At 36.2% G+C, this 19979-nt stretch carries 18 protein-coding genes; 6 read left to right on the top strand and 12 right to left on the bottom strand.

The window, feature by feature from the left end; translation table 11 throughout:
• The 10 genes from IV514_RS00770 to IV514_RS00725 form a co-directional block, all read right to left on the bottom strand.
• Complete coding sequence (locus tag IV514_RS00770) at positions 1-2967, bottom strand: HsdR family type I site-specific deoxyribonuclease (protein ID WP_206483013.1); 2967 nt, start codon at positions 2965-2967, stop codon at positions 1-3.
• A gap of 2 nt (positions 2968-2969) precedes the next feature.
• A complete protein-coding gene (locus tag IV514_RS00765; protein WP_241242130.1) occupies positions 2970-4145 on the bottom strand; it encodes a restriction endonuclease subunit S in 1176 nt (391 codons plus the stop codon).
• Between the two features lie 2 nt (positions 4146-4147).
• Positions 4148-5611 (bottom strand): class I SAM-dependent DNA methyltransferase, encoded by a 1464-nt coding sequence (locus IV514_RS00760; RefSeq protein WP_241242129.1) that lies wholly within the window; start codon positions 5609-5611, stop codon positions 4148-4150.
• A complete protein-coding gene (locus IV514_RS00755; RefSeq protein ID WP_206483012.1) occupies positions 5608-7755 on the bottom strand; it encodes a DUF262 domain-containing protein in 2148 nt (715 codons plus the stop codon). The genes IV514_RS00760 and IV514_RS00755 overlap by 4 nt, the downstream gene beginning before the upstream one ends.
• Positions 7752-9236 carry a class I SAM-dependent DNA methyltransferase gene (locus IV514_RS00750; protein WP_206483011.1) on the bottom strand — a complete coding sequence of 495 codons (1485 nt, stop codon included), beginning with the start codon at positions 9234-9236 and terminating at the stop codon, positions 7752-7754. The genes IV514_RS00755 and IV514_RS00750 overlap by 4 nt, the downstream gene beginning before the upstream one ends.
• 13 nt (positions 9237-9249) lie before the next feature.
• Positions 9250-9807 carry a recombinase family protein gene (locus IV514_RS00745; RefSeq protein ID WP_206483010.1) on the bottom strand — a complete coding sequence of 186 codons (558 nt, stop codon included), beginning with the start codon at positions 9805-9807 and terminating at the stop codon, positions 9250-9252.
• Between the two features lie 254 nt (positions 9808-10061).
• Entirely contained in the window at positions 10062-11000 is a 939-nt protein-coding gene (locus IV514_RS00740) for a hypothetical protein (RefSeq protein WP_206483009.1), read from the bottom strand.
• 507 nt (positions 11001-11507) lie between these two features.
• Positions 11508-11966 (bottom strand): hypothetical protein, encoded by a 459-nt coding sequence (locus tag IV514_RS00735; RefSeq protein WP_206483008.1) that lies wholly within the window; start codon positions 11964-11966, stop codon positions 11508-11510.
• Between the two features lie 45 nt (positions 11967-12011).
• Positions 12012-12467: a hypothetical protein gene (locus IV514_RS00730; RefSeq protein ID WP_206483007.1), complete on the bottom strand. Its 456-nt coding sequence runs from the start codon at positions 12465-12467 to the stop codon at positions 12012-12014.
• A 554-nt stretch (positions 12468-13021) separates the two neighbouring features.
• Positions 13022-14122, bottom strand: a complete 1101-nt coding sequence (locus IV514_RS00725) for a WYL domain-containing protein (RefSeq protein WP_206483006.1) — start codon at positions 14120-14122, stop codon at positions 13022-13024.
• A gap of 82 nt (positions 14123-14204) precedes the next feature.
• On the opposite strand from IV514_RS00725, the gene IV514_RS00720 reads away from it, so the two are divergent.
• From IV514_RS00720 to IV514_RS00710, 3 genes are all read left to right on the top strand, one after another.
• Positions 14205-14501: a hypothetical protein gene (locus IV514_RS00720; protein WP_206483005.1), complete on the top strand. Its 297-nt coding sequence runs from the start codon at positions 14205-14207 to the stop codon at positions 14499-14501.
• Complete coding sequence (locus tag IV514_RS00715) at positions 14501-15064, top strand: hypothetical protein (RefSeq protein ID WP_206483004.1); 564 nt, start codon at positions 14501-14503, stop codon at positions 15062-15064. Before IV514_RS00720 ends, IV514_RS00715 begins: the two co-directional genes overlap by 1 nt.
• Positions 15065-15142: 78 nt before the next feature.
• Positions 15143-15562 carry a hypothetical protein gene (locus tag IV514_RS00710; protein WP_206483003.1) on the top strand — a complete coding sequence of 140 codons (420 nt, stop codon included), beginning with the start codon at positions 15143-15145 and terminating at the stop codon, positions 15560-15562.
• Here the strand turns inward: IV514_RS00710 and IV514_RS00705 are convergent, their stop codons facing one another.
• Positions 15563-16000 (bottom strand): hypothetical protein, encoded by a 438-nt coding sequence (locus IV514_RS00705; RefSeq protein ID WP_206483002.1) that lies wholly within the window; start codon positions 15998-16000, stop codon positions 15563-15565.
• The gene (locus tag IV514_RS00700; protein WP_206483001.1) at positions 15993-16349 is read right to left on the bottom strand and encodes a hypothetical protein; all 357 of its coding nucleotides are present in this window, start codon (positions 16347-16349) and stop codon (positions 15993-15995) included. Before IV514_RS00700 ends, IV514_RS00705 begins: the two co-directional genes overlap by 8 nt.
• 102 nt (positions 16350-16451) lie before the next feature.
• On the opposite strand from IV514_RS00700, the gene IV514_RS00695 reads away from it, so the two are divergent.
• The 3 genes from IV514_RS00695 to IV514_RS00685 all read left to right on the top strand — a co-directional run bounded on the left by IV514_RS00695 (position 16452) and on the right by IV514_RS00685 (position 19905).
• Positions 16452-16670, top strand: coding sequence for a hypothetical protein (locus IV514_RS00695; protein ID WP_206483000.1), 219 nt, complete (start codon positions 16452-16454; stop codon positions 16668-16670).
• A gap of 110 nt (positions 16671-16780) precedes the next feature.
• Positions 16781-18781: a DUF2779 domain-containing protein gene (locus IV514_RS00690; protein ID WP_241242128.1), complete on the top strand. Its 2001-nt coding sequence runs from the start codon at positions 16781-16783 to the stop codon at positions 18779-18781.
• Positions 18782-18927: 146 nt separating this feature from the next.
• The gene (locus IV514_RS00685; protein ID WP_206482999.1) at positions 18928-19905 is read left to right on the top strand and encodes a hypothetical protein; all 978 of its coding nucleotides are present in this window, start codon (positions 18928-18930) and stop codon (positions 19903-19905) included.
• The last annotated feature ends 74 nt before the right edge of the window (positions 19906-19979 follow it).

The raw sequence follows: 19979 nt of genomic DNA, 5'->3' as shown, positions 1-19979 counted from the left end.
TTAGTAATATTCCTTTATATAAGCGTATGCTCTATCAAATAGTGCTTGGTCTTTATGTAATTTGTACTTGAGAAGAGCTTTACGTAGTGATTTTTGTACTTCTCTTTCTCCACCAACAGTATTTTGCCAGCCCGGAAAGTTAACCACTCTAACGATGGCATCTATATCTGCTACAATTCGCTCAACTACAGCAGGGGTTTCATCGTTTTTAAGTTCAAGGAAAAGCTCCGTTAATGCGGCTTTAGGCGATTTTTCTGTTAGCTTTTCTTCTAATTCTTTTTCAGCTTGTACAGTCTCTTTCGCAATAGCACATAGCTCTTTAACGAACTCTATCGAAGTGATTAAGCCTTTCTCAGCTTTATCTCTCAGGGCTTCTAATCGTTCACTAAGTGTCTTGAAGCTTGCATTACCACTATGTTTGACAAAGCGCTTAATTAAGTCTTTTTCTAGTTGCTTAACTTTCTTAGGATCTGGATTATTGAAAATGTTCTCAATCACATCAGCGTCTAAGACAAATTCATCTAAGGTATGAACTTCTCCAACATGAATATTTTCATGTATTAGCTGAGTTGTTTGTGCGCCAAGAGCTAACCACAGCATCTTACCGATGTTATCTGACGCTGGTTTAACAGACTCAAATACTTGAGCTAACCATTTATAATCTTGGTTGTGTTTATCTAAGGCGTTGTCTGGTGAAAGTGATTCCCAAAGCTTAGCCAAATACTTAAAGTCTTTTGCGAAGGCATCTTTCTTTTCATCTGAGTTAATTGCATTTTGCGCTGCCTCTAGCCCTTCAAAACCATCAATTGTTCGGTCAACACCTTCAAAGTGCCTCAGTGCATCATCCATTGCTTGTGGTAACCTAGAGCGCAAATCACCTAAGTTGGTGATTACCTGCTTAACGCTTTGTTCATCAAATTCTAGTGCTTTAGCTGCATCATCAAACACACCAAAGTAATCAACGATACAGCCAAACGTTTTCTGTGGGTATAAGCGATTAGTTCGGCATATTGCCTGAAGTAATGTATGGTCTTTTAATGATTTGTCTAAATACATGGTTTGACAAATCGGTGCATCAAACCCTGTTAATAGCTTCGCAGTAACAATGATAAATTTAAGCTCGGATGTGGCGTCATTGTATTCATCAACAATTTTTTCTTGCTGACTTTTATCTACAGCCCATTTTTGCTTGAACTCAAGGTCATCATTGGCAGTGGTAGATATAACTACTTTACTGGCCTCTTCAGGGAAATATTTATCTAGTTCCTCTTTGTACTGCACACAAGCATGGCGATCCGGTGTTACTATCATGCCCTTAAAGCCGTGTGGCGCCACTTTAGCTTTAAAATGCTCAGCGATATCTTTTACTATTTTTTCAACACGCTCTGGTGACTTTAAGAAAGCCGACATCTTTGCTGACTTCTTATTTAACTCATCAGCTTCTTCGTCAGTTAGTGCTGCACTTTCTTTAAATTCTTCAAATGCTTTGTCTAAAGCTTCCTTGTCAACATGTACATCAACCAACCTTGGTTCAAAGTGCAAAGGTAATGTAGCTTCATCTCGAATCGAGTCGTGGAAGGTGTAGCGAGACATATACCCACCTTGATCTTCCTCTGAACCAAATGCCCAAAACGTATTTTTATCAGCTTTATTTACAGGTGTTCCGGTCAAGCCAAATAAGAAAGCATTTGGCAATGCAGCACGCATTTGGCGACCCAGATCACCTTCTTGTGTGCGGTGAGCTTCATCCACCAATAGAATGATATTTTCTCTATCATTCATATTTGGCTTTGCATCACGAAAGCGATGAATTGTCGAAATAATGATCTTGCGAGTATCTCGTTCAATCATTTGTTGTAGTTCTTTAATCGTCTCAGTGGTAGCAACATTAGCTACATCAGCGGCATTAAAGGTTCCACTTATCTGTGTATCGAGGTCAATTCTATCGACCAATACGATGACTGTAGGGCTTTTTAAGTCTGGTGCTCGTCTGAGTTTTTGGGCGGCAAACACCATAAGCAAAGACTTACCTGAACCTTGGAAGTGCCAAATCAAGCCTTTTTTAATTTTACCATCGATAACTCGCTGAACAATTTTGTTCGCCCCTTCATATTGCTGAAAGCGGGGGATAACTTTAATACGTTGTTTCTTCTTGTTAGTTGTAAACAATGAAAAGTTACGCATTATATCTAGTAAACGCTGGGGGCTAAGTAAATCGGTGAGTTCTCTGCCAATTTCAGCTAAGCCTAACGCTTTAGATATTTGATTATCATTGTCCTCAATACGCCAAGGTGCCCAGAACTCTAATGGGCAGCGAATTGCGCCATAGAACAACTCTTTGCCCTCTGTGGCAAAGGATAATATATTTGGCACGAACAACTGAGGTACTGAATGTTCATAAATTTGGTGAATTTCATGAGCACCATCTAACCAGCTTACCGATGGCCTAATAGGTGTTTTAGCTTCACCTACTACCACAGGAATACCATTAATCATCATTACCACATCGGGTATTTTGGTTTCTCTGTGATGAATACGGAATTGATTAGTAACAACATAATCGTTACGAGTTAAATCTTCAAAATCGACTAGTTTTACAGGCACATGGCGATTGTTTTCCCCAAATGGCATAGTCTTTTCACCTGTCATCCAAGCAAAAAACTCTTCATTGGCTTTAACCAAACCAACTTGATTTACCGAAATTAAAATAGCACGGAGTTTATGTATTACTTCATCCGCTAAGTTTAGATTAGCTTCAATCTCTGGATTAAGTCGAATTAACGCTTTAACCAATTGAGACTCAACCAACACCTCATTTACACCACGATCTAATTGCTCTGGTGATTGGAATTGCCATTTAACACCAAAAGTGGGTTGTGGCTCTGATACTTGGTTAGTGTTAAGGTTAACGCCACTCATTTGATGGATGATGTAGTGTTCCACACTATTTAATTCGGTAAATCCCATACCTAAAACACCTTATTTATGATATTTCCATTTACTACTTTGTATTTATTTTTTCTTAATTTAATCTGTTCTATAACATCTATACATGAAGCATTTGCTTCGGATATTTCCTGTCTAAGCTCAGCAGTTAATACTGGAATTTTTAGAGCATAGAACTTTTTGGGGTCTACACGTTTGTGGCTATTACTAGTACCTTGAACAAACCTCATAACTTGATTTATGAAATAGTCGGAAGATAAATATGCTAATAAATAACATATTTTGAATGTTTCATTTGGAATAACAGGTAGCCACTCTGTGGAACCAACTTTTTTAACTAGCTCATCAAATTCCACAGTCCAGATTTTGGGTAAATTAGGGTTTAACTTACTAAATAAAACCACGTCCTCACTAATAAGGATTTTGTTACTTTTAATTTCTGAAGCTTTTACTCTTTCAGGAGATTCATTCTCTAAAAAAGCAGGCAAACTGTAATGTAATACGGTTTCTTCTTTATAGTCTTGAGGGTTTATAGATTTGAACTTTCTACTGTAAAGAGAAGATAGTGCTACACTTTCACTTGATTTATTACTATATTCGTCCAGCAAATTTGATATTTTTACTTTTTTAAAAGTAATAGCTTTTTCTAATAAAGCATTCTCTTTTATTGATAAGTTATCCATTGATTTAAATAGTTTGGATAGTTCTCCCTGTAATTGAAGAGGAGGAATAATAAACTCTTGATGCTTCAAGGTCCCCCAATTAATAGTCGGAGAAAGAGAGCCGACAGAAATATCAACCGCTCTATTCATAAATAAATCTGAATGCAGGAAAAATGGAAATAGTTCAGGAGAAATGACTTCAGGGTTTGCTCTAAGAACTAAGGCGTGAGCTGAGCAAAAGCCATCTGTAGTCGCTATACCAGCTTTACGTTGATAAGCACGGCGGCGACCAAAGATTACATCACCCTTATAGAATTTTAATTTCTGACCATTAACATCATCTGGAGTGCCGTGACGTTTAATATGAATAGAACCAGAATCTAAATGCTCTAAGCCAATATAAACGGTTAAGTCTGTATTGTTTGGGTCTATTCGTTCAGAGATGTTCTTAGCGATTTCATCAAAGCGGTATGTTTTCCAGTTGGATTTATCCAAGTCGTTTAGGTCAATCGCCATTTCACTATTTACTATTGACATAATTAACTTAACTCCTTGAATAAGTGTTCCATACTGGTAGCTAAAGTGTTAGACGAACCTTTCCAATTATCTATTGCTTCTTCTAATGAAATATTTGCTTTACTGCTATCAACATTACTCACATACAGCGGCATATTTAAGCTTGCTTTATGAGATAGCGCGTCTTCAATGTTAATAACTTTTGCAAATCCATCTTCATCCGCAAAAGCCTTGTAAGCGTTATAAATTCGCTCTATATGGCTTTGCTCTAAATAGGCAATATTCTTATCTTGGCGAACTTCTTTAACAGCATTAATGATTAACACTTTGCCTTTTTTTTGCTCTTCCTTGTTTGTTTTAGTGATTAACAAACACGCTTCCATTGGTGAGTTATAAAAGAGGTTTGGCCCTAAGCCGATAACACACTCAACCAAGTCTTGCTCTATCATTTTTTTACGCATTTCAGTTTCAGCATCACGGAACAAAATACCATGAGGCCAAAGTGAGATGGAGCGACCATTGCCTAAATCTAAGCTTTTTTGAATATGTTGCTGGAAAGCATAATCAGCACACCCTTGTGGAGGAGTGCCCCAGATATTACGACCATACGCGTCATTCTCGAATGCGCCACGATCCCATGATTTAATCGAGTAAGGAGGGTTAGCTAAGATAACATTAAACTTTTTTAACTCATCATTTTCTAACAAGCCGGGATTGGACAAGGTGTTACCACGTACTATCTTAAACTCTTCAATACCGTGCATGAACATGTTCATACGAGCAATGGCAGAAGTTAGTAGGTTAATTTCTTGACCGTATAGCTTAAGTGTACGGTACTCTTTACCCTCATCTTTTAGATGTAAAGCACAATTAAGTAGTAAACCGCCAGAGCCACAAGTTGGGTCATACACAGACTCACCCGGCTGAGGATTCATGATCATCGTCATAAGCTTTACTACTGTACGGTTGGTATAAAACTCTGCTGCGGTATGGCCGCTGTCATCAGCAAACTCCTTAATTAAATACTCATAAGCATTACCCAATTTATCGTCAGGCACGTTTTTAAGGTCTAATTTGTGCTGAGAGTAATGTTCAATAAGATTAATGAGCATGGCATCAGACAGTCGGTCTTTATTAGTCCAACTTGCATCACCAAAAATACCCTCTAATGTATCTGGGTTGGCTTTCTCGATTGCTCGCATTGCATTTTGTAGTGCTAAACCAATGTTAGTTGTCACTTCTCTAACATCTTGCCAATGAGCACCCTTTGGTATTTGGAAATGATGGTTTTCCGCGAATGCGGCATATTCTAAATCACCATCACTTTCGGCTAAGGCGTTTTCGAATTCCTCATCGTATACATCTGATATACGCTTAAAGAACATTAGCGGAAAGATATATTGCTTGTAATCACCAGCATCTATGGTGCCTCTGAGAGCTGTTGCAGCACCCCAAAGGTATTTTTCTAATTCTTGTTGAGTCATCATGCTGATGCTTCCTCTTCTAAAACTGTTTCTGCATCAGCGTCAACCATAATTTTTTCTTCTAAAAATGATAAATGAAGCAATTCTAATTTATTCGCATGCGTTCCTAGATTTAGAACCCACCGTTTTTCCATAAATTCCAATAAAGATAATCCTCTATTTAATATTTCCAAAGCGCTCCAATCTTCATTCTGCGAGACTTCAATTTCTGAATATGAGCCATTTGAATATCCGTTTCTGATAACTTTTCCAGAATTATCCTTTTTAGTATTCTTTTTCTCAGGAAAAGAATCATTCTGCAAACTCGAATTAATACTTGAGGACAGTGGCAATAAGTTACCTAACGAACCTTTCAAGAAACGTTTTTCATTAGTTGAATGCATTGAGAAACGTTCAGCCCAATATTGATTATCGTCAGTTTGAGGAAGTATATGCTCAATAGAAACTTTATCTTTTTCACTTTTGATAAAATTCTTCCAACCTATTTTCGATTGACCTCTTGTATGCTTTAGCTCTTCTTCATATTCAAATAAGAAATAGCGCAGTTCATTCCAACCATAGAATCCAGCCCCCTGTTTGTTAGCAAATTTTTTGGTTATGAATTCCTTAAATGAACTGGTTTTAAACTCATTATTTTCATCAAACATCCACTCTAAATGCTCATTTAGCTCCGAGATCACATCTGTTATCTGAACAGTCTCTAGATAAATATCACGCGCTCTTCTTGAAAAATGGCTACTACCTGAATTGGAGGGGGAGCGGCATACCCTAAAATTCAAAAATATGAACCTTTCTATCTGTTTGAGTAACTCATATCTTTGAGGATTTTCTGATGAGTGTTTTAACAATACAGCCATTATTAACGGCCTGAAATATGCGATTTTGACTCGGTTTATTTTGTCCATCATAAGTCGTTCCGCATCTGTCAGTTCATTACTATCTTGCGGAAAAAAAGTCGCATACCATATTTTGGCAGCTACTTTGAGACTATCTACATAATCACCAATGTCTTTGATTGTTAGTTTTGACCGCTTTTCTATAACTAATTCAGAAGAATCATTTATGTCATCTTCATCGTTTATTTCTTCATCAGATAGTATTTCGACATTGCTTATTTTTTGAGTGCTTACTTCAAGCTTCTCAAATACATTTTTGGGTGAAAAGTGCTCATCTAATAAATAGCGTATGTAGTCGTTTCCTTTAACACGAGAGTACTTAAAATACATGACCCAGTGAGCTTTAAGGAATTCATCATCATTAAGAGGAGATAGTTTATTGCGACCTAGCTGATTATAAACCTCTCCCCATGCATCGTTTATCTTCTTCCGGGTAGTTTCTTTTATATCTTCACTGACATCTTTTGGTGAATACAAAGTAGTTAGATAAATCAATCGGTTTTTAAGCAACTCAAGATCTGATAACTGTTTACCTCGGTTATTCATAGTCTCAAATGCTACAAAAACGTCAAAGTTGTCATCTATCTCATATAGGTTAAACAAGAGTCTTTGAGTTAGCTTTATGTATAAATCTTCAAGGGCATCTAAGCCATTTCTATTTAATAACTCGTGTATATTTTCTTTGAAAAATGCTTTCGCATTTTCAAGATTTAGGGTGTAAAAGGTTTCCTTGAGTGTGCCAGCAAAGCCTTCATTAAATATATGATGTCTTAAAAATTCAAAGGAGGGGTTATCTACTTCATACCCAAATTTATATGTATGAGTAACTTTATGTTTAGGCTCAGTGGCCATGATGTAAGTTTCGATGATTTCACTGAGACTATATGAACCAAGATATATTTCATCATTAGCCAAACTTTCATTATTCGAATGAAGTTTTACTTCCTCAACTAAACATTGAAGAAATACAGAAACTGTTGTTAATCTTTGTTGCCCATCAACCACAAAGTAAGGCGTATAGCGACGCTTTTCAACAAGCCACTTTTCATCATGCCAAGAGCTATAAACATCTGGAGTAACGGCTTTTATAGAAAGTACACCTGTATAATGAGAACGATGTGAATCTAGACTGATTAGATCTTCCCAAAACTCTATTAGCTGCTTTTGACCCCAAGCATAACCACGCTGATAATCTGGAATACGAAAAATTTTTTTATTAAAAATATCTTCTAGCGATTGCAGCTCCTTCACTTTAAGAACCTCGCTAAAACTTCTTTAAATTTATCTTCTGCATCTAAGCTAGCTTGCCATGCTTGTTTTAGATCGGTCATTGCCTCTTCAACAGAAGGCAGATTATCTTCAATGATTTTTTCAACATACAGTGGGATGTTTAGATTAAAATCGTTTTCCTTCAAATCATCCATTGAAGCAACTTTCGCGTAATTCTCTACATCTTGATAATCGTGATACCAGTCATAAATTTGTTTAACGTGGCTTGGCTCAAGAAAATTTTGTGCACGGCCAATACGAATTTGATCTGAAGCATCAATAAACAATACTTTGCCTTTCTTCTCGGCAGGCTTATTTTGTTTAAATACCATTACACACGCTGCTAGTTGTGTGCCGTAAAAGACGTTTGGCCCCAAACCAATAACAGCTTCTAGCAGATCCTGCTCTAATAATTGCTTACGAATTTTCCCTTCAGCAGCTTTTCTGAATAGTGCTCCATGTGGCAGAACAACGGTCATACGGCCCGTGCTATTCATAGACTTGACCATATGCTGAACCCAAGCCATATCGCCATTACCTTTTGGGGGTACTCCGGCAATGTTTCGACCGTATGGATCATTTGCCCATGTATCCGCTCCCCAGTCTTTTAATGAAAAAGGTGGGTTGGCAATAACGCAATCGAAAGTTTTTAGTCCATCTGCTTCGAAGAATCTGGGGGTACGTAAAGTGTCATCACGTAATATTTCAAAGTCTTCAATTCCATGTAAGAACATGTTCATTCGAGCAATTGAACTAGATGTTAGATTCTTTTCTTGCCCATATAGCTTTAACGTTCTGTAGTCTTCTTTAATCTCTTTAAGGTGGTCAACACACTCAAGCAACATGCCACCAGTTCCACAGGCTGGGTCATAAATAGTTTCACCTTCGTGCGGGTCTAAGATTAAGCCAAGCAGGTGTACCACAGAGCGAGGCGTATAGAACTCACCTGCTTTTTTGTTAGTTAAATCAGCAAAGTGCTTAATCAGATATTCATAGGCATTCCCTAGCATATCCGGATCGACATTATGATTGCCTAAGATATATTGAGAGAAATGTTCAATTAGATTTATGAGTAACTCATCAGAGAGTTTATTCTTATTACTCCATTGCGCATCACCAAATATGCCATATAAAAAGTCTTGGTTCGCTTGTTCAATACCACGAAGTGCACTTTCAATAGCTCCACCTACATTAGTTGTCGTTTCACGAACATCTTTCCAATGACAGCCATCTGGGATTTCAAAGCGATGAAACTCAGGCAATGCAGCATATTCTTCATCACCATCAGACTCTTCTAGCGCAATGCGAAACTCCTCATCATATACATCAGATATTCGCTTAAAGAAAAGTAAAGGGAATATGTAAACTTTGAAATCTGAAGCATCTACAGGACCTTTTAAAATCCAAGCCGCTTTTGATAAGTATTGCTCTAACTGTGAGAGCGTTATTTTTTCAGTTGTCATCAATAATTCTTAATTAGTTTTGTTCTTCATCTAGCCATTTGTTTAATGTTGGGCGACTTACATTAAAGTGCTCCGCAACTTCTGCTTTCGTCATTTCTGGATCGAGTAACATAGCATTAGCTTTCTTTATATCATTTGGAGACATTTTTGCTTTTCGACCGCCTTTTCTCCCCCGCGCTCGCGCGGCATCAAGTCCAGCTTTGGTTCTTTCGGATATTAGCCGCCTTTCAAACTGAGCAATAGAGCCGATCATATGAAATGCTAATTCGCCAATAGCGGTAGTTGTATCGATATTCTCGTTGAGTGAAATGAACTGCACTCCTTGCTGCTTGAAACCATCCAATAGTTCGATAAGATCTTTTAAACTTCTGCCTAAGCGGTCTAATCGCTGAACGATGACTATGTCACCTTCTCTCAAAGCTTCTATCATACGTTCAAGTTCTGGGCGATTTTTTGATTTACCACTGTAACTTTCACGATAAACCCTTTCACACCCAGCTTCTACTAGTGCATCAAGCTGAGAGTCTTGCGATTGTTCTTCAGTGCTTACCCGCGCATAACCTATTTTCATAAATTAAAGGTACCTTTTATTTACGTAGAAAACTTTACGGGTTTGTTTACACTTATACAAGTTGTTTTATGCCTAATTTGGTAATCGACAGTGATATAAATTAAATGGTCATTTTGTTTACAGCATTAACATCTATATACCAGTTAATATTACTTGGATTAATTTGAAATTGTATTGGGAAAGTCATTTAACCCTCATGAGCTGATGAGTTAAATGACTTAATAATCAAAGTAATTGTGTAGGACCTTTAATTATCAGCAGTAATAACTCAGGAGTTCTGGATCTTCGCAAAGCTCTTGCTGAAGCTCAACTAGTCTTTCCATATCTTGTTTGCATATTTGTGCCAATATTTCACTATTTTTCATTTGTTTATGATCACGCTGATTTACTGTTGCATAAACAATTGCAAAATTTTTAAATGTATAATGCTCTTCATGTTCCCGTCGTGCACAATGAAGCTTTTCAAGAGAATTTGATCCTCGTATGAATTCTTTTGAGTGCATAATGCCGATGACTAACGCTGAAGTAAATTGCCATTCAGTGACTAATAGCATTGCTTTATCTTCACTCGTTTGGTTATTTGTTTTATTTATATACTTCTTAGCTACGTCTTCAAAGGTTAAATCTCTAGAACGAAGCAAATAGCCAAGCTCAGCAAACCTCTCATGGCCGATTTCATTTACAACATTATCAATGAATTGAGATTTAGGGCTTTGGGTTGATTTTTTTCGCTTAGCTCTCAAAAATTCATATAGCTCTTTAGGGTTTATGGCTTCTGTAATAAAAAGATTTGATTCAGAAATTTTGTCGTAGTCATCAATAAGTAACATCAAGTCACTTTTATCTTGGTTCGAAACATGCAGTTGACTTACTGTCTTGCGTAAGTTCAAGCCTGAAAGCTCAACTAAAAAGAAAATGATATATATTTCATTGTTGGTAAAACCATATATATCGTCACAGTAATCTAATTTCAGCGCGTTAACGATTCTTGAGTCCTGAGGGAAAATTGTTTTTAACAATTTACTAAATTTCAACTCATGCCTGTTCAGACTGTATCCATTTATTTCACGAACATTCTTAATGGCAACATAATATCGATGTGACTCCCTGACTCGCTCAAGCAAATAGGAAATCGTATAAATGGGTAGTTCAATTGGGTAGTCTTCCGGTTGGAACAAATAACTAACATTCATTTTCTTACTCTCAAAACATGGTGGTTAGGATTACTAAAAATTTAGCTCCGATCTGTGATTAAAAATCACTTTTAAGCTAGCTTTAAAAAAGCTATTAAGGAAATACTGATTTGATTTAAAAATGAGTGAATTGGTGATTTTATATTCTTTCACAAATTAATGTGCTATTGTCAGCATAAAACCTTCAACTTATTGATTAATATATATTTTAATATTTATTAAATAGTCATATTTAATTATTGCATTATTAATTCAAACAGTAGTTCTAACGTCATTATTTGTGTAACTAAAATCAATCTATGGCCGGATATATGTTTAACGATGTAGTGGGAATATTTCGTATATATTTCGTATATATTTAATATAGATTTAAACGATACAGAGTATTTAAAAAATATAGATTAGCTAAATAACTTATAAAATAGTGATGCAATCAATTAGGTTTAGGCTGAGCGTTTCCTTTAGTTACGCTTATTCATTATTTTTACTTCAGCCTTAAACCTGTGCTTAAGCAGCTTTTTGATGTGAGTCGATCACCTCCAGAATACAGTCGAGTAATTCAATGTCATTTTCTACATTTTGATCTGCCAATTCAGCAAAGATTTTTGGGATATCGTTGATGAACGTAAGTAAGTCATGTCGATTTGGTACATAATACTTAGCATTATAGTCACCGCCAAAAAAATTCATTTTTCGGTTCGAGCTAACTTCGTTACTCATCAAGTTAACAGGGTATTCGAAAAAATCATTGTCGCTAACTTGTAAACTGAGCAATGAAAAAGACTGCCCACATGCAAATACTTCATTGAGAAAGTATTTGCCATTTAATAACTCATTTAGACCAAGAGTTTGCATTTCTTCACAAATAAATTTTGCCACTTTCTGAGTTCGATACAGAAAATAATCTGTCACGTTTTTAGCATCTTGCAGTTTTGAAATTGTCTTACTTAATTCTTTTATCTTCATTCTATTCACCTATATTTTTTTAGTTCTAATTACAGATATTTTTTATTAGTGGGTTGTAACGCTTATTTGATCTTCTCGTGACCGATAATCAGGTGTTAAATTTATTGTGCCTTCGTTTTCTTCGAAAACGCCAAGGTCGACTCCAATTTGAAACGCTTGATTGATTTTTAATTCAAAGAATAAATAAAACAAAGAATCACAGATGCTAGTTTGCTGATCCTCGTCAGTGGGCAAGCTATCAATATCCACATAAGTAGTAATTAGCTGTGGATGGCGCCTTAATAATTCGATTGTAAAATTCTGGATATCGTCAAACATATAATTGTCGAGTAATGCTTCGCATTTACTATGTGTTCTAACGAAAAGCTCTTCAACGATATCAGTGTTTTTTCTGTTTTGTTTGAGGATACGATAGAACTCAGCTTCTAAATTTTCATCAAATAGCGCGATTGCTTGCTCATATTGACTTGAATTAATTGATTGTATGTTTAGATTTTTCATAAAAAATTTTCTCTATTTGTTTGTTGAGCGCAGAATTGGGCTTCAACGAGAAAACTTTAACTGAACGAAATTGCTATTTGAATACTAAATTGTAAATAAAAAATTTTATTTTATTATGTAAATATTGTTATATTTCAATGCATTGTGCTCATTGTGTAGCGTTTATTTATGATAGCCAATAAATTCACTGTGAACGGCTTGATTTTTTAAAATATTTAATAAGTTTTTATATTAAATTTATTAAATATTTAGATGTTTTTCGGTCGCTAAGAGCAATAGCAGATTGGGTTAGGGGGTTCATATTTGCTGATTTTCATGTTATAACGATTGTAACTATTATAAATTTATATAACCAAAGTAAGGACGCAAACGTCCTGAATCTCTGCTTTTCTACAAATCTTAAAAATCATGTCAAAATTTTTCGTGCCATTCTTGGCAAATTGACTGTCAAACTTGGAACGAACGTTGTCAAACTCGGCAAAAAGTCTGTCAAAGTTTCACTCTCTGATATAGCGAAATACTATTCATCTAGTTACCACATTTACTTCAATTAGCTAATTGCTCGCCATTAAATGTGGGCTTTCAGTTACTAATGCTTCGACATCACACTCTTCATTATAAGCGTTTGCCAAACTAATTGCCCTACGCTGCATTTCTTTCTTTAAGAATTCAGGCTGCAACACAACTATTGAGTCTGAAAATCCACTTAAATAATTTGCAATAAAGAAAGGATCTGGCTCTTTTCTATTGAAGTGAATTGGAAAGCTTAACTCCATTTCAACTAACCAACAGTTATCAGTCTTTAATTTAGTAAAAGTTGCTTTATTAGCTAAAGAAGTTGCTTCGAAATTACTTTTAACCCATTTATGGCAAATAGCTGAGACCTTTTCTCTTGTTTCATATTCTGTTTTTTTGACTGCAATAAACTGCTCTTTTGACGCAGTTAAATCATGCAATTTGCCTATTTCAAAATATCTTGTCGTGTTAGTATTATGCTCATGAGCCAGTATTTTTAAATGTTGGTTTAACAGTACAATTCTTTGAGGCGATAAGATTAATTCTTTTGCATCAAAACTCCTGTGAATTGATTGGTACTTAGCAGAAAAGCACTTTTCTTCAAATGTACAATCAAAAACAAACTGCCAAGCTTTTCGTTCTTCAATTGTTGCTGATTCGTGATCTAACGTGCTATGCATGTCATAACCCATCGGATTGAAATCTATTTTAGATAAATATTTTGTAAGCTCCGAATGGTCTAATACTTCTTCAGCTCTTTTGAATTCAGTTTGTAACGCTAAAAAAATATGAGGAGGAATTAGTTCAGGTAGATATTCTTTAATAAACGCAAATGCAAACGCTCTTTCTTCTGACATTTCAAACTGTTCAAAAGCATCATCTTTGTCTTTTTGTGAGGTCCAGTAATACCAATAAGCATTTCCCTTTTTTATTCTGGAGAGTCCTTCTCCTTCATCATCTAGCATAGAAGTGATAATTCGAGATGCGTTTTTCTTGAAAGAATCAAAAGAGTCTTGGCTTTCTTTTCTAAAGCTAGACAGTCGGTTTTCAATTAAATCTTTTATTTTAATCGCTTTATCTTCACCGACATCAATGCTTCGCACGATCGCGTTTCTAAATTCTGAATTTGATGACTTCATACAAGTGAGCAAACTCTATAGGACAAATATTGTCTCGATACTCTTTTAAAATGCCATTAATGTCAATCGAGGAGTAAATTTTATGCTGTCTGAACAACTATTGAATGTCATGAAAATGTTTTGTGAACCCTCGTTTTATGAAGACTTTTCAACGAGTACAGAAATTATAAACGTGATTAATCAACTTTCATTAGGACAACTAAATACTAATAGAGAAAAGTACGTTCTTTCATGCCTGATTCTCTCAGTACAAGAAGCTTTAGAATCAAGTATACAAAAAGCAGCTGACTCAGCAGTCATGTCTGACCTGACGAAACTGGTCGATGAACTTAAGCAATTTCAATCAACATTACTTTCTGAAGAAAGGGCGATGCACTAATGAAAACTTCCACTCAAGACCTTATTAGAGCATTTCACATTAAACGATGTGGGCATACCCTCATTGACAATGATCAGCAATATGAATCCTTGCTTTATAAAACGCTCGTTATGAATCTAATTGTTTTTGACGACAACAACTGGGGAAATTTTGAGTTTACTGATTGGATTTCTGCAATAGCGCTTTATGAATTTGATAACAATATGCCTAGCAAGTATTCAGAATTAAGGGAGCAACTAGAAAGCAAGCACAACGGTTTTTATATTGAGCCAGACGACTTTGGCGATTGGCTTGAATATGACAAAGATGGAAAACCATTAGAGCAAGAAGTTGACTCAAAATATGATCTTATCTCATCTGAAGGCGATTACTTATATCACTTACATAAATCTATAGATGTTATGTTTCATGCTTCTCCAGAGGACAAGCAACATTATAACCATGCCAAATGGTGGAAAGCCGTTGGGGTATACGAACAAAAGCACCAAAGACCTAGTCGTTCAACGCAGTATTATGCAGATGAACGATTTAGAGAAATGAGAAAAATCCGAAAAGATTTTTAGGACAATTTTTGTCCCATAAAAAATTTACAATTTCAATATTCCAATGTGATCAACAATTAAATATTTAGGAGTGCTTTTATGCAGTATCAACCAAAAGAAGTCTATATAGGGGGCTTTAACCCTGTTTATGAATGTGTTCAAAACGGCTTTTTTCTAATTGGTGCGGGTAAACTTGGCGTTATGTTTTCTATTGTAGTAATGAGAGGAGATATTCTATTTTGGGTTAGTGCTTTTATCGGAACCATTACACTGCTGAGAGCGAAGCGCTGGTATGATAAATGGCAGGACCGAGAGCTTAGAATCAAGTGTATCGATATTAACTATATCGAAAGATTAAGTGACGAAACTGCGCCTAAATACAAAAAACAACAAGCCATCACAGCTATAACGAATAGAGCTTCGAAAGTATGGTGGAGTTATTTGCTTTTCTTTATTCCTCACATGGCTTTATTAGGCTTTTGTTGGTGGCTGCTTGATGCTTGGGGAACTATTGGATAATCATAAAATTTCCCACCGATGTGTTGCAAAATTCCGGCAGGCTTGGCCTGCTCCCGAACCTAGTTTTTGGCCAGTTGGGTTAGTCACTGAATAAGTAAATTTTCTGCACGTTTGGTATAACACTCCTTGTTTGGAGTCTTCAAAATAGTCTTCAGCGTTTACTTTAAATACGTAACATGTATCTACGTTCGTCCATTTGTATGCTTGGTATGGCTCGCCAAATTGGAAAACCCTTGAGAGTTGTTCGAAGTCCCAATATCCAAATGCCTCATATTGGTCTATTTGTCCGTCATTATTATCGTCCGAAGCGCCATTTATTGGGCCTCTGTTATATTGTTTAACCTTGCTATATACATCGGCAGGTAAGCCACAGTTAGAGTTGGTAATTGCACAGCCAGAAGTGTTTAGAGCAAGTATTATATAGAGGCATTTATGCATCCTTTTCCTCCTGAAATACTAATATGTTTAACCCTTTCTGAATCAAAAACTGTTCAAACTGAGCAACTAAATAGTGATAAATTTGAGAAAAGCTACCAACAGCGGCTATTGATTCAACGAAGTTTGAGTCGTTTCCTGAAATGTCATGTATTTCTGCTTGTGCTCTAAAGAATAGATAAGATTTTTGACTTTTAGCCTTATCAATTTGAATATCTGAAATAGCTAACCTGTAACTTAAATCTTCAGAGAATAAGACTCCTGTTTGGGCTATTAAGAGATAAGCTGAAGCAACCGTGCTTGGCTCTATGCTAATTAAAAAGTGTTCTTCATTAACTGTTTCGCGATTCATTGATTCACTCATTTATAATTTAACTATTTAAATAAGCCTACGGAAAAGTTAGGACGCTTTTTGTCCCAATAACAAGCTAATCTTTTGTTTTGGGAGGTAGCTATGACTAATTTAGAGTTTTGTTTAATTTGGGCAGGAGATCATGTTATTCACAGTAAAGTAGAATACGAATTTCATTTGGAGCAAATCAAGCTTTCTCTTTTAAATAAGCAAGCAGATAGTGAATATGGCTTTATGTTTTGGACCGCCGCTTGTGAAGCATATGAAATCAAAAATAACCTGCCTTCAAAAGTAGATGAAGTTTATACAAATACGTGGTGATGTAATTGCTCATAGTTTGATGAATCAATTGCAGTTTTGCTTTAAATGATTGAATATAAATTTATTGGGACGTTATATGTCCTAAGTTAAAAGTAGACTTATGGAAAGACTTGATTAAAGGAAGTATTGATATGAGCCATCCACGCTATTTGACTAAATCACGATTTAAGTTAGCCACTGAGTGCCCAACAAAATTGTTTTACACGGGTAAAAAAGAATACTTGGATAACAAGCTTGATGACCCTTTTCTTGCCTCATTAGCTGATGGCGGTTTTCAGGTGGGTGAATTAGCTAAGTGCTATTACCCTGAAGGTCATGACATTACTTCTTTAGATTATGAAGAGTCGATTCAGCAAACCAGCGAGCTATTACAGCAGGACAACGTCGTCATTTTTGAGCCTGCAATTCGCTTTGGCAACTTATTTGTTCGTGTCGATATTTTAGTTAAACAAGGCAATGAATATCAGCTCATTGAAGTTAAAGCCAAGTCATATTCGGCTAAAAAAGATAAAGACTTTTTAAACAAATCTGGAAAGTTAGATTCAAAGTGGAAGCCATACATTTTTGACGTGGCGTTTCAAAAATACGTTTTAAAGCAGGCCATACCCGGTGCGCTAGTTAGCAGCTATTTAATGGTTGTTGATAAGGACACGCCTTGCCCTGTAGATGGTTTAAATCAGAAGTTTAAATTAACTCGTGATGACAGAAACAGACGCGGTGTGTCTGTTTCTAATTCGTTATCTGCCTCGGACTTATCGGTTAAAATTCTCAAAAAGGTAAATACCGACAAAGCGGTTCAAATAGCTTATGAAACCGAATTACAAACGGGTATGCCAGCAGAAGGTTTCATCCCTAATATCGAAGTGCTAGCTGAACGGTACGCTAATGATGAAAAGGTGATGCCAGTCATCGGCTCAAAGTGTAAAAGTTGTGAGTTCAAATGCTCGGAAGAAGATGAGGCGAATGGCTTTAAAAGTGGATTTAAGGAATGCTGGAAAGAGCAACTGCATTGGAGTGACGAAGATTTTAATGAGCCTACGGTATTAAGCATCTCTAACTATAGAGGTTCAAATCGCTGTATAGAAAATGGCAAAGTAAAGCTAAAAGACCTTGCGCCAGAAGACATCAACTACGAAGAGTCATCAACCCCCGCGCTTACATTAAAAGAAAGGCAGTGGCTTCAAATAGAAAAAGTGCAAGACAACGATTCTAGTGTGTATTTCGATGTTGATAGCATGCGAAATGAAATGGCATCTTGGACTTATCCTCTTCACTTTATCGATTTTGAAACCTGTGCTGTAGCTATACCATTTTATAAAGGAATGTCACCATACGAAGGCATAGCCTTCCAGTTTTCCCACCACATATTACACGAAGACGGCCGTGTAGAGCATTCTGGTGAATTTCTTAGTTCACAGATTGGAGAGTTCCCAAACTTCAACTTTGTAAGGGAGTTAAAGGCTCAATTAGAAAAAGACAACGGCACTATTTTCAGATATTCCAACCATGAGAATGCCTACCTCAATATGGTTTATCAGCAATTAAAACTATCGGCTGAAGTGGATAAAGACGAGCTTTGTGACTTTATTAAGTCGATCACTAGGTCTTCGAACAACAGCAAAGACAACTGGCTAGGTGAAAGAAACATGGTTGACCAGTGGGAGCTAGTTAAAAAATACTATTACGACCCCGCCACAGGTGGCTCAAATTCTATTAAGGCGGTGCTACCTGCCATTTTAAATAGCTCTCAATTTTTACAAGAAAAATACGAACAACCTATTTATGGGACCAAGGAGTTACCAAGCTTAAATTTTAAAAACAAAGCTTGGATTGAATTTGATGAAAGCGGAAAAGTAAAAGACCCATACAAATCATTACCAAAAATGTTTGCTGAAGCATCGGAGCATGACATAGAGCTGCTATCAGAATCCGATGAACTAAATAATGGCGGTCTGGCTTTGACTGCATATGCTCGACTTCAGTTCACTGAGATGTCTGATTATGAAAGAAAAGAACTTGAACGCGGACTGTTGATGTACTGTGAGCTAGATACATTAGCAATGGTGATGATCCAAGAAGCTTGGAGGGATATGATTAATGAAAGCAAATAGAGTTAGCATGTAGTGGTCGAGTGACTTTGGCCTCTTTAATTAAAGGTGTAAAGTATGGGACATTGTATGTCTTATTAACTGTGTAATATGCAGACAAATAGATTAGTGAGCCAACGTAAGTTGGCAGGAAGCATTTAGGAGTAGCAATGTTGGAGTTAATTGCAGAGTATCAAAGTCAACTTAACTTAGGGATGGCTAAGAGTGAAATTGCGAAAAATATGGCCAAGGCTCATCCAGAGTTTACAAGACAGGGTTTTCTTAAACTATTAATGGGCAGCCTTGAGATGAAAGAGAAGCAGGCAAATACCTATTATTATAAATATATAAAAGTTAATTCGAACAAAGACGATACAAAGCGAAATCTAAGTATAAAAAAAAATGTAAGTCTTGCTCCAGCAAAAACACCAGAGGAACATTTAGACTTTTTGTTCAAGAATATCTTAAGTTCAGAAGACGAGTCTTGGGCTGGCTTTAACATCAGAAGCTATGCTCAGAGCTTGAAAAACTTAGGATTACAAATTGATATTGAAAACTTTCCAGATAAAGCATTAAGTCGTAAAGACGTATTTGATTATGTTACAAATTGCTCAAATAAACTGTTTAATAGTTGTATTGTAATTTGTGCTTGGGGTGGTATGAATAGAAAGCATTGCTACAGTGCCTTTAATAAATGGTTTTCGTGGAAGTCAGTTGCCGAAGATATTTTATCAGGCAATGCCACAAGAGCAGGTGCGTACGATGCGTTTGCAAGCTTAAGAAAAAAGAAACAACTGCCCGGAATGGGACCTGCTTATTACACTAAGCTAATTTATTTTCTATCCCAGCCAAAAAATCGTGGGTACATAATGGATCAGTGGACTGCACGCTCATACAATTTGCTTCATGGGCATCACGACATTCTAATGAATAAGCAGGTTAAAAAGTCGGGAGAAGTTCAAGCGCATGTATCTGACAAAAATACATCGTCTGCTTATGAAAAGTTTTGCTACTTCATTGAAAAAACAGCAGATAGCTTAGGCGAAGCAGTCTCTGCGGATGACGTTGAATTAAGCATGTTTTCTGAAGGAAGAGGAAAAGGCGTTTGGCGTTCTTATTTAAAAGTACACGATAAGCATATTTATTAGATATGACCAATTAAGTCATTTTCAGTCTACTGAATTTGATTAGATATCATCAGGTTATAAATTACTCAACATTA

Source organism: Thalassotalea sp. G2M2-11, assembly GCF_017168195.1.
GTDB lineage: Bacteria > Pseudomonadota > Gammaproteobacteria > Enterobacterales > Alteromonadaceae > Thalassotalea_E.
This window is presented reverse-complemented; position numbering and strand designations above follow the sequence as displayed.

Coding starts and splice junctions, on each gene's coding strand:
- IV514_RS00770 (WP_206483013.1), bottom strand. CDS start 2,967: ATGGGATTTACCGAATTAAATAGTGTGGAACACTACATCATCCATCAA.
- IV514_RS00765 (WP_241242130.1), bottom strand. CDS start 4,145: ATGTCAATAGTAAATAGTGAAATGGCGATTGACCTAAACGACTTGGAT.
- IV514_RS00760 (WP_241242129.1), bottom strand. CDS start 5,611: ATGATGACTCAACAAGAATTAGAAAAATACCTTTGGGGTGCTGCAACA.
- IV514_RS00750 (WP_206483011.1), bottom strand. CDS start 9,236: ATGACAACTGAAAAAATAACGCTCTCACAGTTAGAGCAATACTTATCA.
- IV514_RS00745 (WP_206483010.1), bottom strand. CDS start 9,807: ATGAAAATAGGTTATGCGCGGGTAAGCACTGAAGAACAATCGCAAGAC.
- IV514_RS00740 (WP_206483009.1), bottom strand. CDS start 11,000: ATGAATGTTAGTTATTTGTTCCAACCGGAAGACTACCCAATTGAACTA.
- IV514_RS00735 (WP_206483008.1), bottom strand. CDS start 11,966: ATGAAGATAAAAGAATTAAGTAAGACAATTTCAAAACTGCAAGATGCT.
- IV514_RS00730 (WP_206483007.1), bottom strand. CDS start 12,467: ATGAAAAATCTAAACATACAATCAATTAATTCAAGTCAATATGAGCAA.
- IV514_RS00725 (WP_206483006.1), bottom strand. CDS start 14,122: ATGAAGTCATCAAATTCAGAATTTAGAAACGCGATCGTGCGAAGCATT.
- IV514_RS00720 (WP_206483005.1), top strand. CDS start 14,205: ATGCTGTCTGAACAACTATTGAATGTCATGAAAATGTTTTGTGAACCC.
- IV514_RS00715 (WP_206483004.1), top strand. CDS start 14,501: ATGAAAACTTCCACTCAAGACCTTATTAGAGCATTTCACATTAAACGA.
- IV514_RS00710 (WP_206483003.1), top strand. CDS start 15,143: ATGCAGTATCAACCAAAAGAAGTCTATATAGGGGGCTTTAACCCTGTT.
- IV514_RS00705 (WP_206483002.1), bottom strand. CDS start 16,000: ATGCATAAATGCCTCTATATAATACTTGCTCTAAACACTTCTGGCTGT.
- IV514_RS00700 (WP_206483001.1), bottom strand. CDS start 16,349: ATGAATCGCGAAACAGTTAATGAAGAACACTTTTTAATTAGCATAGAG.
- IV514_RS00695 (WP_206483000.1), top strand. CDS start 16,452: ATGACTAATTTAGAGTTTTGTTTAATTTGGGCAGGAGATCATGTTATT.
- IV514_RS00685 (WP_206482999.1), top strand. CDS start 18,928: ATGTTGGAGTTAATTGCAGAGTATCAAAGTCAACTTAACTTAGGGATG.